Below are 15,690 nucleotides of genomic sequence, written 5' to 3' on the forward strand. Positions count from 1 at the left end.
TGTTTATTTTTTAAAGTATATTTGAAATGCATTTTATGGAATTTCAGCGGGTTTAGCCAGTACGGAAAACTTTGCTACGTTTAACTAAGGTGCGCAACATGGAAATGAGCAATGACCAAATATCGACTCAGCGATGAGCTTCGCTCCTTTAGTTACCAGGATAATGGCAATAAAAAAAGCGTATTACTACGCCAAATCATTGCGCTCATTGATTTTAATGATGTTACCGCCGGTACGCCTGGCGGCTGGATTGATGACGAAAGCGTCTTGTCGCAACGCGGTGATTGCTGGATTTACGATGAAAATGCGCTCGCATTTTCCGGCGCATCAATAACCGGAAACGCGCGGGTTACTCAGGCAAGTGTCGTCAGAGATGGCGCGCAAATAGGCGATGCCGTGTGGATTGACCGGGCAGAAATCAGCCATTACGCACAAATACGTGACAACGTCACGATACAGGATTCGGTTATTCGCGGCGAGTGCCTTCTCTGGGGTAATGCACGCGTTGTATGTGGCTCCGAAATCATTGCCGCCAGGGGACTCACTGTTGAAAACGACCAGTTGCTGCAGATTTACGATCGGGCGACCATCAGCAACTCACGCGTAGTGCATCAGGCGCAGATCTATGGCGATGCGAAAATCAACTACGCCTTTATTGAACATCGGGCGGAAGTTTTTGATTTTGCCCAGGTGGAAGGTAATGAAGAGAATAATGTCTGGATTTGCGATTGCGCCAAAGTCTACGGGCATGCGCGCGTCATCGCCGGAACCGATGAAGATGCTATTCCTACCCTGCGCTACAGCTCACAGGTGGCAGAACACGCGGTAGTCGAGGGTAATTGCGTGCTGAAGCACCATGTGTTGGTCGGGGGACATGCTACATTACGCGGCGGACCAATCCAGCTTGACGATCACATCCTGGTTGAAGGTCACGCCTGCGTTCTTGGAGAAGTGTTGGTCGAGAATCACATTGAGATAACCGGCCAGGCGCACATTGAAGCATTTGATGGCGATGCTATTCATCTGCGCGGGCCGAAGGTGATCAATGGTGAGCAGCGCATTACGCGCACACCTATCGCAGGCTTATTCTGAGGGACCATCAATGATGCGGGCATAGAGATTCACATCATAGTAATCGCCATTGAGGAACTCTGCTTGTCGTAAACATCCTTCCAGTTGGAAGCCATTGCGCAATGCCACCCGGTTGCTCTCAACGTTTTCTACGCGGCATTTAATCACAAAGCGGCGAATTTCCTGGCGCTGCGCATAATGATGAATCAATGCCTGTAGCGCCCGGGACATAATGCCCTTACCCTGGTGAGCTTCATCCAGCCAGTAGCCAATATAGGCCGCTTTGTTCAGCGGCTCTATCTGGTTAAACGCGATGACACCCACCAGATTCTGTTGTGCAAAAATCAGGAACATTTTGGCGTAGCCGCGCTGGTGCAACATCATATTTCCCTGCACGTTTTTGCGCGTGTCGTCCTCGGATTCGACAAACTGCGGCCAGTTCAGCGACTGCTGGAGCCAGGTTTTATTTTTCAGCACCAACTGATGCAGAGGGGTGACGTGTTGTTCTTCGACGGCACGCAGTTCCAGCGAATCATTAATGGTTATCACTTCTGGCATTTTCTTTCCGTTACGATCGTTAAGCAGCTAATTCTGCTCATCATAAAACAGGAAGGGCTTCCCTTTTGGAAGCCCTTTTACACAGCAAGCGCTGTTTTACTTAGCTCTCACCGACACTCTCTTTTTGCAAAATTTTGAGCAGATCTTCCTTCAGGTGGAGTTTCTGTTTCTTAAGGCGAACAATGTCCAAACTATACCCCCGACCATCCGCACCTTCCAGTCTGGAGATCTCATGATCAAGGCTGTTGTGTTTTTCGAATAAGGACAGAAAGCGAGGGTTCTCGGTTTTCAGTCGGGAAATAAGGTCTCTGTATTCTGGAAACATACTTTCTCCCTGTTAGTGGACAAGAACGTGTATAAGAAATACACAGTTCCAGAGTACCCATTTCCCATACAGAAAAATGCGAACAGGATCGAGTAAATAGCGTACAGACTATTTTCAGAAAGATTGCAGATACGGCTCCCCCTCAGGAGAGCCGTAAAAGGAGTGATTAACGCATCTCACGGTCGTCAACGTACTGACGTTTATCCGGCGCTGGCGGGAAGTACTGATACAGCCAGGTTTCGCTGATGGCGTCGCCCTGGCAACGCAGGAACATACGCATATCTACCGGGTCGGTTGAGTCAGACGTCGGATACCAGTCAAACTGGATACGGTAGCCGTCGATAGGCTCCACGTAGAGGATCTCAATTTGTTTTGCTTCACCGCTGGAGAGCGTTATCACCGGTTCAATGCCTTTCGGCGCAGCGGCTTTCAGATCGCCACCGACGAAGTCAACGGCAAAACGACGCGCCCATTTCTCCGGGTAGTGCTCGCCCGGCGCCCATCCTTCCGGGAAGCCGCCCATGCCTGTACGGGTCGCCATCACGCGAGCCAACGGTGAACGTACCGGCGGCTGCGCGCTCCAGTACAGACGATATTTAAATTCCAGCTCATCGCCGGCTTTAATCGACTTCTCCGGCTGCCAGAAGCAGACGACGTTATCCAGCGTTTCGCCAGTCGTCGGGATCTCCATCAGGCCGATGGTCCCCTTGCCCCACTGGTTACGCGGTTCGACCCACAGGCTCGGACGCTTGTTATACCAGCCCATGATGTCCTGGTAATGAGAGAAGTCGCGATCGAGCTGCAGTAAACCAAACCCTTTCGGGTTGTTATCGGTATAGGCATTGAACTGCAGTTTTTGCGGGTTATTCAGCGGACGGCAGATCCACTCGCCGTTGCCCCGCCACATCGCCAGACGATCGGAGTCATGAATCTGCGGGTGAATGGTGTCGCACATCCGGCGTTCATTGTTGCCGCAGCTGAACATGCTGGTCATCGGCGCAATGCCTAGTTGCTTGATGTCTTTACGCGCGTAGATATGGTTTTGTACATCCATGATCACCTGCGTTTTCTCGCAGTGGATCACGAACTTAAAGGCACCTGTTACGCTTGGGCTATCGAGTAGCGCATACACGGTAAAGGAGGTCGCGCCCGGTTTAACCGTTTCGAACCAGAAAGCGGTGAAATCAGGAAACTCTTCTTTGCTGTCGGTATAGGTATCTACCGCCAGACCACGCGCCGATAAACCGTACTGGTAGGTGTCATCCACTGCGCGGAAGTAGCTGGCGCCGAGGAAAGAAACCACATCACGACGAGCCAGTTCTGGCGCTTTAAATACGCGGAAACCCGCGAATCCGAGGTCAGTTTGCCCTTCCAGTTGTTTGGTATCCACACCCGCGTCGTTGTATTTAAACAACTCCGGACGGAAGTGGATTTCACGCGCCATATGCGTACTGTCATCGACCGAGAACATGCGAACCCGGCGGCGGAATCCCATTCCCACATGGAAGAACTGCGCATCAAGCTGACGATTTTCAACATTGTTCCACAGAGACTGCTCTGCGTCATATTGAATGCTGTTGTAGGCCTGCGGCGTCAATTTCGCCAGCGTGTCGGGTAACGCACGCGGCTCGCCGCCCCAGGGTTTCTGTGCTAAGTCGTGGGCCATCGATTGCAGAACGGAAAAATCAAAACGTACGGTTTTTCCGTCTGCAATGTCAGACTCTGCCGCAAAGGCGGCGCGGGAAAAGAGTGATGCAATACCACTGGTTCCGCACACGGCGGCCATTGCCATTGAACCTTTAATAAATCGTCTGCGATTCATGCCTGAAAGTGAGTCCTTCTGGTCGTGTAAATGGTCCCGCACCGGTCAAAATCTGCGGCAAGAGAGTGCACATTTCTGACCGCTCACTCTAGACAAAATTCATTAATAATCCAATTGTTGGTCGCCGATTATCTGTACAAAATCGAAAATATTTTATGTCGATGGGAACAGACTGAATCCCGTGTAAATTCTGTTAAAGTAAACCACACCGCCGTTTACTTCGCTCTTCAGCCTCCTGATACAGCATAAATTCGTCATATACCTTGCAACCCAGTGCCTCTTCAAACGCGTCGCGACTGGAATTCCCATGGCTGCGAGCCTGAGTTTCATTACCCAGATTTGACTGGAAAATCCCCGCAGCGCTAACCGGTAAGAAATCTTCGTAGGTGATAGGTTGCGCAACCAGCCAGCCGCGCTCAATGAGCGGTTGCGGATCGTCATCCGGGCGAATGGCCTGGCGATGCGCTTCACCTGACGGCGTCAGTCGATAACGAAACCAGGCGAGCCCCTGTTGGCGCAGCAGAAACTCGCTATCCGGGAATGCCTTGAATACCTCCTGAAGATGCAGCTGGTGCGTCAGATTGTCTTTTCCCGTTCCCGCTTTATTCAACAGTTCGTCATACAAGGCTCTGCCTTTCGGTGTGAGCGCTACGCCGCGCTGTTCAATCTCGCCAAAACGCGCCGTGTGAGTGCCGCGCATTTCACCGGCAAACAGCACCGGTTCTTCCAGCGCTTTGAAACTGGTCTGACGTAATAAAATCGGCACCTCGCGGCGCGGCGGCCCTTCAATCAATATTTTCGGCTCTATGCCGCATTCCGGCATCATGGACTGTACCCGGTCAATATCCAGCGTGCGCGGCGTCAGATGGTTGATGTGACAACCAGGGAAACACACCACATCGGCAATCAGCCGGTGTTCGTTGTGTAATGCGTGATAGGTCGCTTCATCTACCGTGGCGTGCTGATGCCAGCGAAAGGTTTCCAGTGCTTCATGGACAAACTCCTGCGCCTGCTCAGGCGTAAAACTGCCCTGCGCATCAAACTCATCCAGCAGTTCATGACAACGACGAGTGAAAATGTCGCGTTTTGCAAGGATCTCCGCAGCCTTTTGCCGCAGCGCTACGTTCTCGATTAATTCGAGCCGTAATAACGAGGTGAATACCCGAAACGGGTTGCGCGAAAGCGAGGCATCGTCGATGGGCCGAAAAGCCGTGGAATGTACAGGGACGCCGGCCTGAGAGAGGTCGTAGTAACTCACCGGATACATGCCCATAATGGCAAACATCCGGCGCAGCGTAGCAAGCTCCTGCGCAGTGCCCACCCGGATGGCGCCGTGGCGCTCAACGTTTAGCCGGGCCAGTTCATCCGCATTAGCCAGTTTTTCATGCAGCGTCGGATTATTTTCCAGTACCGCCAGATTCACATCAGCGACAAGTTCCAGCAACGTGCCATACTGCGGGACTTCCTGCTGGTACATTGCTGACATTGCCTGCGAAAATTGTTCCCGAATCTCATCTGCCGTGATGGTGTTCGCCATAATGTCATGCCTCCAGTGAATATTACCTGGAGTGTAGAGAACGCTGCAAAGTCCGGTGGGAAGAATTTACAAAGTGTGACCCCGCGTAAGTTTCCCACCCCATACAGACGGCGAACAGAACCTACTGGCGTGGTTTTAAATGTCTTTCCAGCCAGGGGAGCATCTGTTTTTTACGGCTGAGCATACCTTCCACCTTGCAGGGCTGCGGGATGTCAGAAAGCTCAGAACCGGCAAACCACAGACTGGTGTCGCCCAGATTAATATCGGTGAGCATGAGCACAACCACTGCGGCATTCTTTTCCTGCGCATAGCGCGTCATTTCCTGGCGTAATTCATCCAGCACTGTATCAACCTGTTGCAGCGCGTACAGTTCAAGCTGCGCCACACAGACCTGATGCCCATGGATAGTGAAGGTTTTAATGTCTTTCTGCAGGAGTTCGCGGGCGCTCATCCCTTCCACGCTCGTTTTGGCAGACAGCAGGTCGCGACTGAAGGCGTCCAGGTCTACACCAGCCTTTTGAACCAGCGCATCGACCGCCAAACGATCATCAGCGGTGGTCGTGGGTGAACGAAGCGTGACAGTGTCACTCAGCACGGCACCCAGCAACAAAACGGCCTCCGCGGGTGATAACTGGCTACGCTCATCTTCCGACATCAGTTGCCATAACAGCGTCGCGCTACTGCCGACAGGCTTCACCCACACTTCTGGCGGCAGACGGGTGACTAATCCACCGAGTCGGTGGTGATCGATAATCCCCACGACGTTACTATCTGCCAGCGATTGCGGCCCTTGGGCAGGTTCGGTGAAATCAACCAACCAGACGTCACGATCGGTCAACTCAAACGTCAGCCGTTCAGGAAGTGCCAGCCCCGCTTGCGCAAAGATAAACTGCGTTTCGCGGTTAGGTTCACCCAGACGCCATGCCGTGGCCTGCTTACCGCGCAAGGTAAGCCAACGCGCCGTCATTGCGGCAGTGCAAATAGCATCGCTATCGGGATTAAGGTGTCCTACTACATGTATCATTAATCAGTGCCTTGTGAGAGAAAGGGTGCAAAAGCAAACAATATTCAAAGTATAACGACTGGGTGCATTCCCTTCCATGATCCCACCACCCTGCCTGGCTGTACAAAACATGAGCAAAATAAATAAGTTGTAAGTAAAACATGATAAATGTTAATAATATTTTGCTATCAAGTTATCAAAAACGAACAACTTCACTTGTCACCGACACGGCTCTGTTTTTAACATCGCTTATGGAAAAAAATGTTCTGTTCAATCAGCGCATTCGCTTGCGCCACCTGCATACTTTTGTCGCCGTTGCACAACAGGGAACGTTGGGGCGCGCGGCTGAAACCCTTAATCTGAGCCAGCCGGCCCTCTCCAAAACACTGAATGAACTGGAGCAGTTGACCGGTACCCGGCTCTTTGAACGCGGTCGCCTTGGCGCGCAGTTAACATTGCCCGGCGAGCAGTTTCTTACCCATGCGGTGAGAGTACTGGACGCGCTCAATACGGCCGGACAGGCGTTAAACCAGCGCGAAGAGTCGCAGACCGACGTCGTACGGATTGGGGCCTTACCCACCGCTGCGCTGGGTATTCTTCCGGCGGTAATCGGTCCGTTCCATAAGCAGCACATGGAGACGACGCTGCAAGTTGCCACCATGAGTAATCCCATGATTCTGGCCGGTTTAAAATCGGGAGAAATCGATCTCGGTATCGGTCGGATGGCCGATCCGGAATTAATGGTCGGTCTGAATTACGAGCTGTTGTTTCTTGAGTCGCTCAAACTGGTAGTGCGGCCTAACCACCCGTTGTTGCAGGAAACCATCACGCTGAGTCGGGTGATGGAATGGCCCGTTGTGGTGTCACCAAAAGGAACCGCTCCTCGTCAGCACGCGGAGACGCTGCTGCAAAGCCAGGGTTGCAAAATGCCGCCGGGCTGCATCGAAACGCTGTCAGCATCGCTTTCCCGCCAGCTGACGGTTGACTACGACTATGTATGGTTTGTGCCGTCAGGCGCGGTCCGGGAAGATTTACGTCAGGCGACGTTGGTATCATTGCCGATTCCCACCCACGGGGCGGGTGAACCTATTGGCATTCTTACCCGTGTAGACGTGCAGCTTTCCTCTGCCGCGCAAATCCTCATTGGCGCGATACGCAAAACCATACCGTTTTGATACCCAAAATTAAGGGACCATCTGGTCCCTTATAGCGTGTTAAAACGTTTCCCAGTTATCATCACTGACCGTTGCTGCCTGCGGGCTTGAATGGCCCGATATTTTGGTACCAGCAGCGCGCTTTATTGCGCTTCCCCCATTTAAGCGGAATGTACCGACGGCTTCAGTTAAACGTGCCGCCTGTTCTTCCAGCGATGCCGCTGCGGCCGACGCTTCTTCAACCAGAGAGGCGTTTTGCTGCGTCACCTTATCCATCTCCGAAATCGCCTGGCTCACCTGCACAATGCCCCGGCTCTGCTCATCAGAGGCCGCCGCAATTTCCAGCATGATATCGGTCACGCGTTTTACCGCATCGACAATATCCGTCATGGTATTACCCGCCGCGACCACTTCATCGGAGCCCTGGTCAATGAGTCGTACCGATTCGCTAATCAAACCCTCAATCTCTTTTGCCGCCTGCGCGCTTCGGCTCGCCAGCGTGCGTACCTCACTGGCGACCACGGCAAACCCGCGTCCCTGCTCTCCCGCCCGCGCCGCTTCTACCGCCGCGTTCAACGCCAGGATATTCGTCTGGAAAGCAATGCTGTTTATAACGGCTGTGATTTCAGAGATTTTCTTCGAACTACCTGAGATATTGCCCATGGTTTTCACCACGCCAGAAACCATCTGACCGCCACGACTGGCCTTGCCGGAAGCATCTTCCGCCAGCTTGCTCGCATGGTGCGCGTTGTCAGCGTTTTGCTTCACCGTAGCCGTTAGCTCTTCCATACTGGCCGCCGTTTCTTCAATCGCCGCGGCCTGTTGCTCTGTACGTGAGGACAAATCGGTATTCCCTGCAGAAATCTCACTGGTACCGCGATAAATTTCCTCTGCCCCCTGGCGCACCGTGCCCACGGTTTTCACCAGCGAATGCTGCATAGTTTGCAGATGACGACTCAGGCGACCAATTTCACTGCGCCCGGTCGGTTCCTCTGGCATGGTCAGGTCGCCTGCCGAAATTTGCTCGATGCGCAGGGCTGCACGTAACAGAGGATGGATAACGGTGCGGCGCAGAACGATAAACGTCATCACGGTGAGCACCAACGCGAGGGCAAATGCGCCGAGCATAAACGCCATACCAAGTTGTGTACGTTGGTGCGCCTGCTCGCTAAGGTTATTCGCCCTGGCAGTACGAATCTCAATGGCTTTCAGCAGCACCTTGTTGTAAGCGGAATCCAGCGGTCTGGCCTGTTCATTTTCATGGTTGATAATCGCTTCAAACATGCCGTTTTTAGCGTATTTCAGCATCGGCTGTAAACCGTCTGTATAGGCTTTGAAACTGGCGCTTAATTCGGCGTCTAACGCTTCATCAGCAGACGTTTTCACCGTACGCGCCATATAAGCATTGAAGCCGTCCTGCGATTGCTTAATCCGTTTTTCTGCCTCGGCGATATTGGCCTTCATGTCATCCATTTCGGCAATACGGCTCGCCGCGCCGGCATGGATCATGTTGATACGTGCGGTGCGTAAGTGGTTAGAGCTGTTAGATAACCCCATCCTGACCTGAATCTCATCGGTCACGTCGCGCTGATCGCGATCGGCCTGCATAAGAAAATAGCTTGCCAGCCCTGAACTTAAGGCGAACAACAGAAGGATGCCACCGAGAATGGAGGAAAACAGCGGAACCAGTCGGATTTGATGCAGAAATCCCAGTTTATGCTGGGCCTGCATCGATGTTGTGTTGTCCATGACCGTCGACTCTCTTGTAGGGTTTATGCGTGAAAACACGCCCGTTAGATAGTCATCGGCAATCCGTGAGGTTTACTTACCGTAAAAAGCGCCGGATTCGTCACACTTTCACAACATAATTCTAAAAAATTCAGGAAAGTGCCAGCGGATAAATCCGCTGGCCAATGAATCAGTTATCGCCAAAGTGGATAACGGTACGGATGGACTTACCCTGATGCATTAAATCGAATGCTTCGTTAATCTGCTCCAGCGGTAAGCGATGGGTGATAAACGGATCCAACTGGATTTTTCCGCTCATCGCTTCTTCGACCATTCCCGGGAGTTGAGTGCGCCCTTTCACGCCGCCAAACGCCGAACCGCGCCAGACTCGCCCGGTAACCAGTTGGAACGGACGCGTTTTGATTTCTTGTCCAGCGCCTGCCACGCCGATAATGATGCTCTCGCCCCACCCTTTATGGCAGCATTCCAACGCCGCACGCATTACGTTAACGTTGCCGATACATTCAAAGCTGAAGTCCACACCGCCATCGGTAAGCTCAACAATCACATCCTGAATCGGTTTATCGTAATCATTCGGGTTGATGAAATCCGTCGCGCCCATTTCACCCGCCAGTTTGAATTTCTCCGGGTTGGTATCAACGGCCAGAATACGTCCGGCTTTCGCCTGCACCGCGCCCTGAATCACCGCCAGGCCGATGCCGCCAAGACCAAATACGGCCACGGTATCGCCTTCTTTCACTTTCGCGGTGTTATGTACTGCCCCGATCCCGGTAGTGACGCCACAGCCCAGCAGGCACACTTTGTCCAGCGGAGCCTGCGGGTTAACCTTCGCCAGTGAGATCTCCGCGCAAACGGTATATTCACTGAAGGTACTGGTGCCCATATAGTGATAAATCGGCTCGCCGTTATAGGAGAAGCGAGTCGTGCCATCCGGCATCAACCCCTTGCCCTGGGTGGCGCGTACAGCCTGACACAGGTTGGTTTTCCCTGATTTACAGAACTTACACTCACCGCATTCTGCCGTGTACAGGGGGATGACATGGTCGCCCGCTTTCAGGCTGGTGACGCCTTCACCCACTTCAACCACAATACCGCCGCCTTCATGGCCAAGCACCGCCGGGAACACCCCTTCCGGATCGTCGCCTGAGAGCGTAAAAGCGTCAGTATGACACACGCCAGTGTGGGTAATTTTAACCAGAACTTCACCTTTCTTTGGCGGTGCGACGTCGATTTCGACAATTTTTAGCGGTTGGCCGGGGCCAAATGCAACTGCTGCACGTGATTTCATTGGTCTCTTCCCATTATTGCGAGGTGATGGTGTTATTTTAGATAAGCGCGAAGAAGATGGCCGATTTCAGCCATACGCACGGCTCGCTGGTCTGGCGTTGTCTCGCCGCTGACCAGTTCGTCTTTCAGGTGGATCTCAACCATTTCGCCCATCAGGCCATTGGATGCGCCGCGTACAGCGGCAATTTGTTGCAGGATCGCAAGGCACGGTTCGCCGGACTCCAGCGCCCGCTCAAGCGCGTCAACCTGACCGCGAATACGGCGAACACGGGTGAGGATACGTTTTTTATCTTCAGGTGAATGTGGCATACGCCCTCCAGATACTATAGGGGGGTATACTATCAGAATTTTTACATAATTGTAAAATTGAAGGGTTATTTATTCTCCGTCACTTAATCCATACAGATTTGCTGATGGTGTATTAGTGACTCTGGCGTATTTGGCGGAACGTAAGAAACGTTACGGCTAGCGCACCAACAAGTAGTAGAGCGCTGAGTCCAAAAGAACTTTGCCATCCCAGACGGTCGAACATTAGCCCCCCAGCCGTTGAACCAAGCGCAATCGAAAGCTGGATGACGGCGACCATCAGACCACCGCCCGCCTCAGCATCCTCGGGCAGCGTCCGCGCCAGCCATGTCCACCACCCCGTTGGCGCAGCAGTAGCGAGCATTCCCCACAGGCTTAATAGCCCAGTAACAGCCCAGGTGCAATGCCCGACCAGGAGTAACATTCCGGCAATGATAGCCATCAGTAATGGTATAGCCATGAGTGTTTGATAAAATCTGGCGTTCAGGAATGTCGTCACTATAAGCGTACCAGCCAACCCCGCGATGCCAATTGCGAGCAAAATCAAAGATAGACCAGAAGCATTCACCCTGGTCACCGTCTCCAGAAACGGACGGACGTAGGTAAATAATGCAAACTGCCCCATAAAGAAGAGTCCGCAGGCCAGCAGACCGGTTGATACAATGGAGACACGAAGCAGACGAAGTACCGACCCACGCGGCTTGTGCACCGTATCCTTTTTCATTTCGGGCAAACTGATGCTTTGCCAGATGAACGCCGTTATCGCAAGAGGCACAAGGCATAAAAAAGCCCCACGCCAGCCGACGGTTGCCCCCAGGTAACTGCCCAGCGGGGCCGCCACTACGGTTGCCAGCGCATTCCCACCATTAAAAATAGCCAGCGCCCGGGGAACCTGGTGCTGCGGAACCAGCCGTATTGCCGTTGCTGCCGACAATGACCAAAAGCCGCCAATGACAATACCAATTGTGGCTCTTCCCAACATATAAAGCGGATAACTGGGAGCTAATCCGATCATTATTGCCGACACAGCCATTAAAATGGTCAACCCCAGCAGAAGATATTTACGATTCAGATCCCCGGCAACATTTGAAATGGTCAGGCTGGTTAGTACTGCCAGCACGCCGGAAATCGCTATTCCCTGACCAGCCAGTCCCTCTGAAACGTGCAAATCTCTGGCAATCGGCGTCAATAAACTGACCGGCATAAATTCTGAGGCAATAAGAATAAAGACGCAGAGCGTCATGGCAAATACGCCGCCCCAGTGTGCGTGCGTTTTATTACACAAGGTATTATGGCTCAGTGTGGACATTATTATTTTCTCTGTATATTGCCGGGGCAAAACAAGGGCAAAGCCACCTGCCAAACAGGTAGCTTTGTTAAGTTTTCCGGCCAGGAATTTATCTTAAGGAGGTTTTGAAAAACTGCTCAAATTTGCTGAATGGTATTTTACCGGCCACATTGTCATATAAATCAACATGGTTAGCCCCCGGAACGACCACCAGCTCTTTATCTTTACTACCAACGGCCTTAAAGGCGTCTTCGGCAAAATAACGTGAGTGCGCTTTTTCACCCGTTACGATCAGCACAGGAACAGTAATTTCATTGGCGTAGCTTAGCAGCGGCATATTCATAAACGACAGGGGCATTGTTGCGTTCCATGCGCCTGTTGAATTGACAGAACGCGCATGGAAACCACGTGGCATCCGGTAATAATCGTAAAACTCTTTCAGTACCGGATGCGGATTTGCAGGTAAGGTTTCCGGCAGAATACGATCCCCTGCACTGACATTACCTTTTTCGTCAACATTAATGTCATGTCCACCCGGGGCAAAAGTGCCCTTTTCCGCATCTTTCCAGCGCTGCGTATTCAGATACTGCAATACCGCGCGACGGTCTGCGGTGGTATACCGGTCTTTGCCATCACCGACGCCATGGCCCATTGCGCGACTCATATCATACATTACGCTGGTCGCAACGGCCTTAACACGTGTATCCATTGCTGCGTCATTTAACGCCATCCCGCCCCAACCGCAGATACCAAGTAAGCCGATGCGATTGCGATCCACTTCTTTTTGTAGGCCAAGGAAATCAACCGCCGCGCTGAAATCCTCGGTGTTGATATCAGGAGAGGCAACATTACGTGGAATACCGCCGCTTTCGCCGGTATATGAAGGATCGAAGGCCAGGGTCACAAAACCCTGTTCAGCCAGCGTCTGCGCGTACAGTCCACTGGACTGCTCTTTTACTGCGCCAAAAGGACCGCTAACCGCAATTGCCGCCAGTTTGCGTTCGCCTCGATCTTTTGGAATATAGAGATCTCCAACTAACGTGATCCCATAGCGGTTCTGAAAAGTTACCTTGCGATGATTGACTTTCGTACTCTCGGCGAAGGTTTTATCCCATTTTTCGACCATCGAAACGGGCGCGTTTGGGTTGGTTGTATCAGCATAACTCATCGTTGTGACTCCATTTAATGATGCGCATAGCAGCATGGCAGGTAGGGTGGTCGACAGTTTTCTGGTGAAAGCTTTCATCACTTGTTCCCCTAAAAATAGGTTGTGGGTACAGGTCTTATACGGACAACATTGCTGTGCCTGGTTGCAATGCGCTCATTATAGGTAGCAGTATTCGTTCTGATTAGAGGGTGTAAAATGCTAGAATTAATATCATATTGTTATAAATGGCGGCATATCAGGCGAGGACTGAAGAATGGCAAAACGGGAAAACTATAACGATCTCTACCTGTTTATGCAGGTAGTGCGGGAAGGCAGTTTTACCGCGGCCGCACAACGACTTGGGTTGGCGCAATCAGGCATCAGCCGTTCAGTGCGTGAGCTGGAGCAGCGTCTGGGGGTTCAGTTGCTGGCCCGTACTACGCGTAAATTGTCGTTGACGCATGCCGGCGAACAGCTCTACCGGACTGTAGAATCGGGGTTTGATGCTTTGAATTCAGGACTTTCCACTCTGGCGTACTATCGTAATACTCCCTCAGGTACGGTACGTATCAATGCCAGCCAGCACGCCATTGATAAAGTACTCCTGCCGAAGCTGGCGGTATTTAAACAACGCTACCCCGATATCCGACTTGAACTTATTAGCGAAAGTCGGTTCGTCGATATTATTGCTGAACGATTTGATGCGGGCGTCCGCTTGGGTTCAGAAGTAGGTAGTGGCATGGTCGCGGTGCGCATTTCACCCGATATGGAGATGGCGGTAGTTGGCACGCCGGAGCATTTTCGTCGCTACGGCTTTCCCCAAACACCAGCAGATTTAGTGATCCACCCCTGCATCGCATATCAGTTTGGTGATGGAAGCCTGTATGCCTGGGAGCTCAACGATGGTGGTAAAAAAATCACCCACCGGCCGCAGGGACAGTGGGCCTTTGCTGACAGTTACATGGAAGCAAAAGCAGCCAGACTGGGCCTGGGGCTGGGTTATGTCCCCGAAGAGTTGATTGCCGATGATTTAGAACGAGGCACGCTTATCCGGGTTCTGCAACGTTACAGTCAGCGTCTGGATGGTTCATTTCTGTATTACCCGCACCGTAACGTGTCACCTGCCTTGCGAGCCGTCATCGATACATTAAGAATTTGAATCAGCAGGTATTAAGACTCACCTGACGCGCAGTAAATCAGTAAAACGCGTCGTATAGCGGGGTGAGAGCATTTCTCGTTTCATTTGCCACGGCTGTTCAATCCCCTGCCCGGCAAACCAGATTGTCCCACGTCCCTTTTTATTCAACCGATCAATCACCATCATTAATTCCGCGCTGTGGCTCCGGGGGGCGTTGCCATCAAACAGATTCAGTTGCGCCACGCCAGAACTGAAAAAATCGCCCAACATCACACCCGCTTTTTGATAATGTTGCCCCTCTCGCCAGATAGCGTCCAGGCTGCGCGTTGCCGCACTCATGATTTCCCGTGTGTCCTGGGTCGGGATCAGCAGTTTTACCGACGCGCTGTTAGCGTAATACGGTTCCTTCAGGGCAAATGGACTGGTTTTGATAAACACAGAGATAAACCGACAGAACTGATGCTCCCCGCGCAGCTTTTCCGCCGCACGTGAGGCATAGGTGCAAATCGCTTCACGCATCGCGTTGTAATCCGTGAGTTTTTCACCAAACGATCGTGAACAGACGATTTCCTGTTTAACCGGCGAAAACTCTTCCAGCGCCAGGCACGACTCACCGCGCAATTCCCGTACGGTTCGTTCAAGAACAACGTTGAAGTGTTTGCGAATAAAGCGAATGTCGGTATCAGCCAGGTCACAGACGGTTTTAATCCCCATCGCGTCCAGTTTTTTACTGATACGGCGGCCCACGCCCCACACTTCACCGACAGGGAGTGCGGCCATCAGCTTACGTTGGTGGTCAATATTTGATAAATCCACCACTCCGCGAGTCTGTTGCGGCCATCTTTTGGCGGCGTAATTCGCGAGCTTTGCCAGCGTTTTGGTCTGAGCGATGCCAACGCCAACCTGAAGGCGTGTTTTCTGTAGAATTGTGGCCCTGATTTCGAGACCAAAATCCGTCAGATCCCTACAGTTTCTTACTCCCGTCAAATCGCAGAATGCTTCATCAATACTGTACCTTTCCACATGTGGAGAGAGGTCTTCCAGGATAGACATGACCCGACTGCTCATATCCGCATACAGTTCATAGTTGGAACTAAAACACACCACGCCGTAGCGCCGAAACAGATCTTTCTGTTTGAAGTACGGAGCGCCCATTGTGACGCCAAGCGCCCGAGCCTTCGCGCTACAGGCGATAACACAACCGTCGTTATTGGAAAGAACGACAACCGGTTTGTCTTTCAGATCGGGCCGGAATGCCATCTCACAACTGGCGTAAAACGAATTAACATCCACCAGGGCAAACAT

General features: G+C 52.1%; 14 protein-coding genes. 3 read left to right on the forward strand and 11 right to left on the reverse strand.

The genetic code is table 11. The annotated features are described in order from the left end of the window. The first annotated feature begins 111 nt into the window (after positions 1-111). A complete protein-coding gene (gene ydcK, locus FOB24_RS13740; RefSeq protein ID WP_150345059.1) occupies positions 112-1,092 on the forward strand; it encodes a YdcK family protein in 981 nt (326 codons plus the stop codon). On the opposite strand, the gene rimL is transcribed toward ydcK, so the two are convergent. The 5 genes from rimL to FOB24_RS13765 form a co-directional block, all read right to left on the reverse strand. Further along, positions 1,084-1,629: a 50S ribosomal protein L7/L12-serine acetyltransferase gene (gene rimL / locus FOB24_RS13745; RefSeq protein ID WP_085048155.1), complete on the reverse strand. Its 546-nt coding sequence runs from the start codon at positions 1,627-1,629 to the stop codon at positions 1,084-1,086. The genes ydcK and rimL overlap by 9 nt on opposite strands. 100 nt (positions 1,630-1,729) lie before the next feature. Then, entirely contained in the window at positions 1,730-1,954 is a 225-nt protein-coding gene (locus FOB24_RS13750; protein WP_038640766.1) for a YdcH family protein, read from the reverse strand. A gap of 166 nt (positions 1,955-2,120) precedes the next feature. Beyond that, a complete protein-coding gene (locus FOB24_RS13755; protein WP_038640767.1) occupies positions 2,121-3,776 on the reverse strand; it encodes a glucan biosynthesis protein D in 1,656 nt (551 codons plus the stop codon). A gap of 193 nt (positions 3,777-3,969) precedes the next feature. After that, entirely contained in the window at positions 3,970-5,313 is a 1,344-nt protein-coding gene (hglS, locus tag FOB24_RS13760; protein WP_069324946.1) for a 2-oxoadipate dioxygenase/decarboxylase HglS, read from the reverse strand. Between the two features lie 121 nt (positions 5,314-5,434). Next, a complete protein-coding gene (locus FOB24_RS13765) occupies positions 5,435-6,337 on the reverse strand; it encodes a manganese-dependent inorganic pyrophosphatase (RefSeq protein ID WP_150345060.1) in 903 nt (300 codons plus the stop codon). A gap of 230 nt (positions 6,338-6,567) precedes the next feature. On the opposite strand from FOB24_RS13765, the gene FOB24_RS13770 reads away from it, so the two are divergent. Continuing rightward, positions 6,568-7,491 (forward strand): LysR substrate-binding domain-containing protein, encoded by a 924-nt coding sequence (locus FOB24_RS13770; protein WP_150345061.1) that lies wholly within the window; start codon positions 6,568-6,570, stop codon positions 7,489-7,491. 39 nt (positions 7,492-7,530) lie between these two features. Here FOB24_RS13770 and FOB24_RS13775 read toward each other — a convergent pair whose 3' ends face one another. The 5 genes from FOB24_RS13775 to FOB24_RS13795 all read right to left on the reverse strand — a co-directional run bounded on the left by FOB24_RS13775 (position 7,531) and on the right by FOB24_RS13795 (position 13,346). Continuing rightward, entirely contained in the window at positions 7,531-9,219 is a 1,689-nt protein-coding gene (locus tag FOB24_RS13775; protein ID WP_150345062.1) for a methyl-accepting chemotaxis protein, read from the reverse strand. A gap of 169 nt (positions 9,220-9,388) precedes the next feature. Next, positions 9,389-10,507 carry an S-(hydroxymethyl)glutathione dehydrogenase/class III alcohol dehydrogenase gene (locus tag FOB24_RS13780; RefSeq protein WP_038640779.1) on the reverse strand — a complete coding sequence of 373 codons (1,119 nt, stop codon included), beginning with the start codon at positions 10,505-10,507 and terminating at the stop codon, positions 9,389-9,391. A 32-nt stretch (positions 10,508-10,539) separates the two neighbouring features. After that, entirely contained in the window at positions 10,540-10,815 is a 276-nt protein-coding gene (locus tag FOB24_RS13785; protein ID WP_003833178.1) for a metal/formaldehyde-sensitive transcriptional repressor, read from the reverse strand. A 112-nt stretch (positions 10,816-10,927) separates the two neighbouring features. Then, the gene (locus FOB24_RS13790) at positions 10,928-12,121 is read right to left on the reverse strand and encodes an MFS transporter (RefSeq protein ID WP_085048149.1); all 1,194 of its coding nucleotides are present in this window, start codon (positions 12,119-12,121) and stop codon (positions 10,928-10,930) included. Between the two features lie 88 nt (positions 12,122-12,209). Continuing rightward, complete coding sequence (locus FOB24_RS13795; protein WP_121529088.1) at positions 12,210-13,346, reverse strand: alpha/beta hydrolase; 1,137 nt, start codon at positions 13,344-13,346, stop codon at positions 12,210-12,212. Positions 13,347-13,521: 175 nt separating this feature from the next. Here FOB24_RS13795 and FOB24_RS13800 point away from each other — a divergent pair, with 175 nt between their 5' ends. Then, positions 13,522-14,406 (forward strand): LysR family transcriptional regulator, encoded by an 885-nt coding sequence (locus FOB24_RS13800; RefSeq protein WP_087856560.1) that lies wholly within the window; start codon positions 13,522-13,524, stop codon positions 14,404-14,406. Between the two features lie 18 nt (positions 14,407-14,424). Here FOB24_RS13800 and FOB24_RS13805 read toward each other — a convergent pair whose 3' ends face one another. Then, positions 14,425-15,690, reverse strand: a complete 1,266-nt coding sequence (locus FOB24_RS13805; RefSeq protein ID WP_150345063.1) for a Y-family DNA polymerase — start codon at positions 15,688-15,690, stop codon at positions 14,425-14,427.

This window comes from Citrobacter werkmanii (assembly GCF_008693645.1).
Classification (GTDB): domain Bacteria; phylum Pseudomonadota; class Gammaproteobacteria; order Enterobacterales; family Enterobacteriaceae; genus Citrobacter; species Citrobacter werkmanii.

What these genes read in the sequence shown, in the direction of transcription:
- ydcK (WP_150345059.1), top strand. Translation starts at nt 112, where the DNA reads ATGACCAAATATCGACTCAGCGATGAGCTTCGCTCCTTTAGTTACCAG.
- rimL (WP_085048155.1), bottom strand. Translation starts at nt 1,629, where the DNA reads ATGCCAGAAGTGATAACCATTAATGATTCGCTGGAACTGCGTGCCGTC.
- FOB24_RS13750 (WP_038640766.1), bottom strand. Translation starts at nt 1,954, where the DNA reads ATGTTTCCAGAATACAGAGACCTTATTTCCCGACTGAAAACCGAGAAC.
- FOB24_RS13755 (WP_038640767.1), bottom strand. Translation starts at nt 3,776, where the DNA reads ATGAATCGCAGACGATTTATTAAAGGTTCAATGGCAATGGCCGCCGTG.
- hglS (WP_069324946.1), bottom strand. Translation starts at nt 5,313, where the DNA reads ATGGCGAACACCATCACGGCAGATGAGATTCGGGAACAATTTTCGCAG.
- FOB24_RS13765 (WP_150345060.1), bottom strand. Translation starts at nt 6,337, where the DNA reads ATGATACATGTAGTAGGACACCTTAATCCCGATAGCGATGCTATTTGC.
- FOB24_RS13770 (WP_150345061.1), top strand. Translation starts at nt 6,568, where the DNA reads ATGGAAAAAAATGTTCTGTTCAATCAGCGCATTCGCTTGCGCCACCTG.
- FOB24_RS13775 (WP_150345062.1), bottom strand. Translation starts at nt 9,219, where the DNA reads ATGGACAACACAACATCGATGCAGGCCCAGCATAAACTGGGATTTCTG.
- FOB24_RS13780 (WP_038640779.1), bottom strand. Translation starts at nt 10,507, where the DNA reads ATGAAATCACGTGCAGCAGTTGCATTTGGCCCCGGCCAACCGCTAAAA.
- FOB24_RS13785 (WP_003833178.1), bottom strand. Translation starts at nt 10,815, where the DNA reads ATGCCACATTCACCTGAAGATAAAAAACGTATCCTCACCCGTGTTCGC.
- FOB24_RS13790 (WP_085048149.1), bottom strand. Translation starts at nt 12,121, where the DNA reads ATGTCCACACTGAGCCATAATACCTTGTGTAATAAAACGCACGCACAC.
- FOB24_RS13795 (WP_121529088.1), bottom strand. Translation starts at nt 13,346, where the DNA reads ATGAAAGCTTTCACCAGAAAACTGTCGACCACCCTACCTGCCATGCTG.
- FOB24_RS13800 (WP_087856560.1), top strand. Translation starts at nt 13,522, where the DNA reads ATGGCAAAACGGGAAAACTATAACGATCTCTACCTGTTTATGCAGGTA.
- FOB24_RS13805 (WP_150345063.1), bottom strand. Translation starts at nt 15,690, where the DNA reads ATGTTTGCCCTGGTGGATGTTAATTCGTTTTACGCCAGTTGTGAGATG.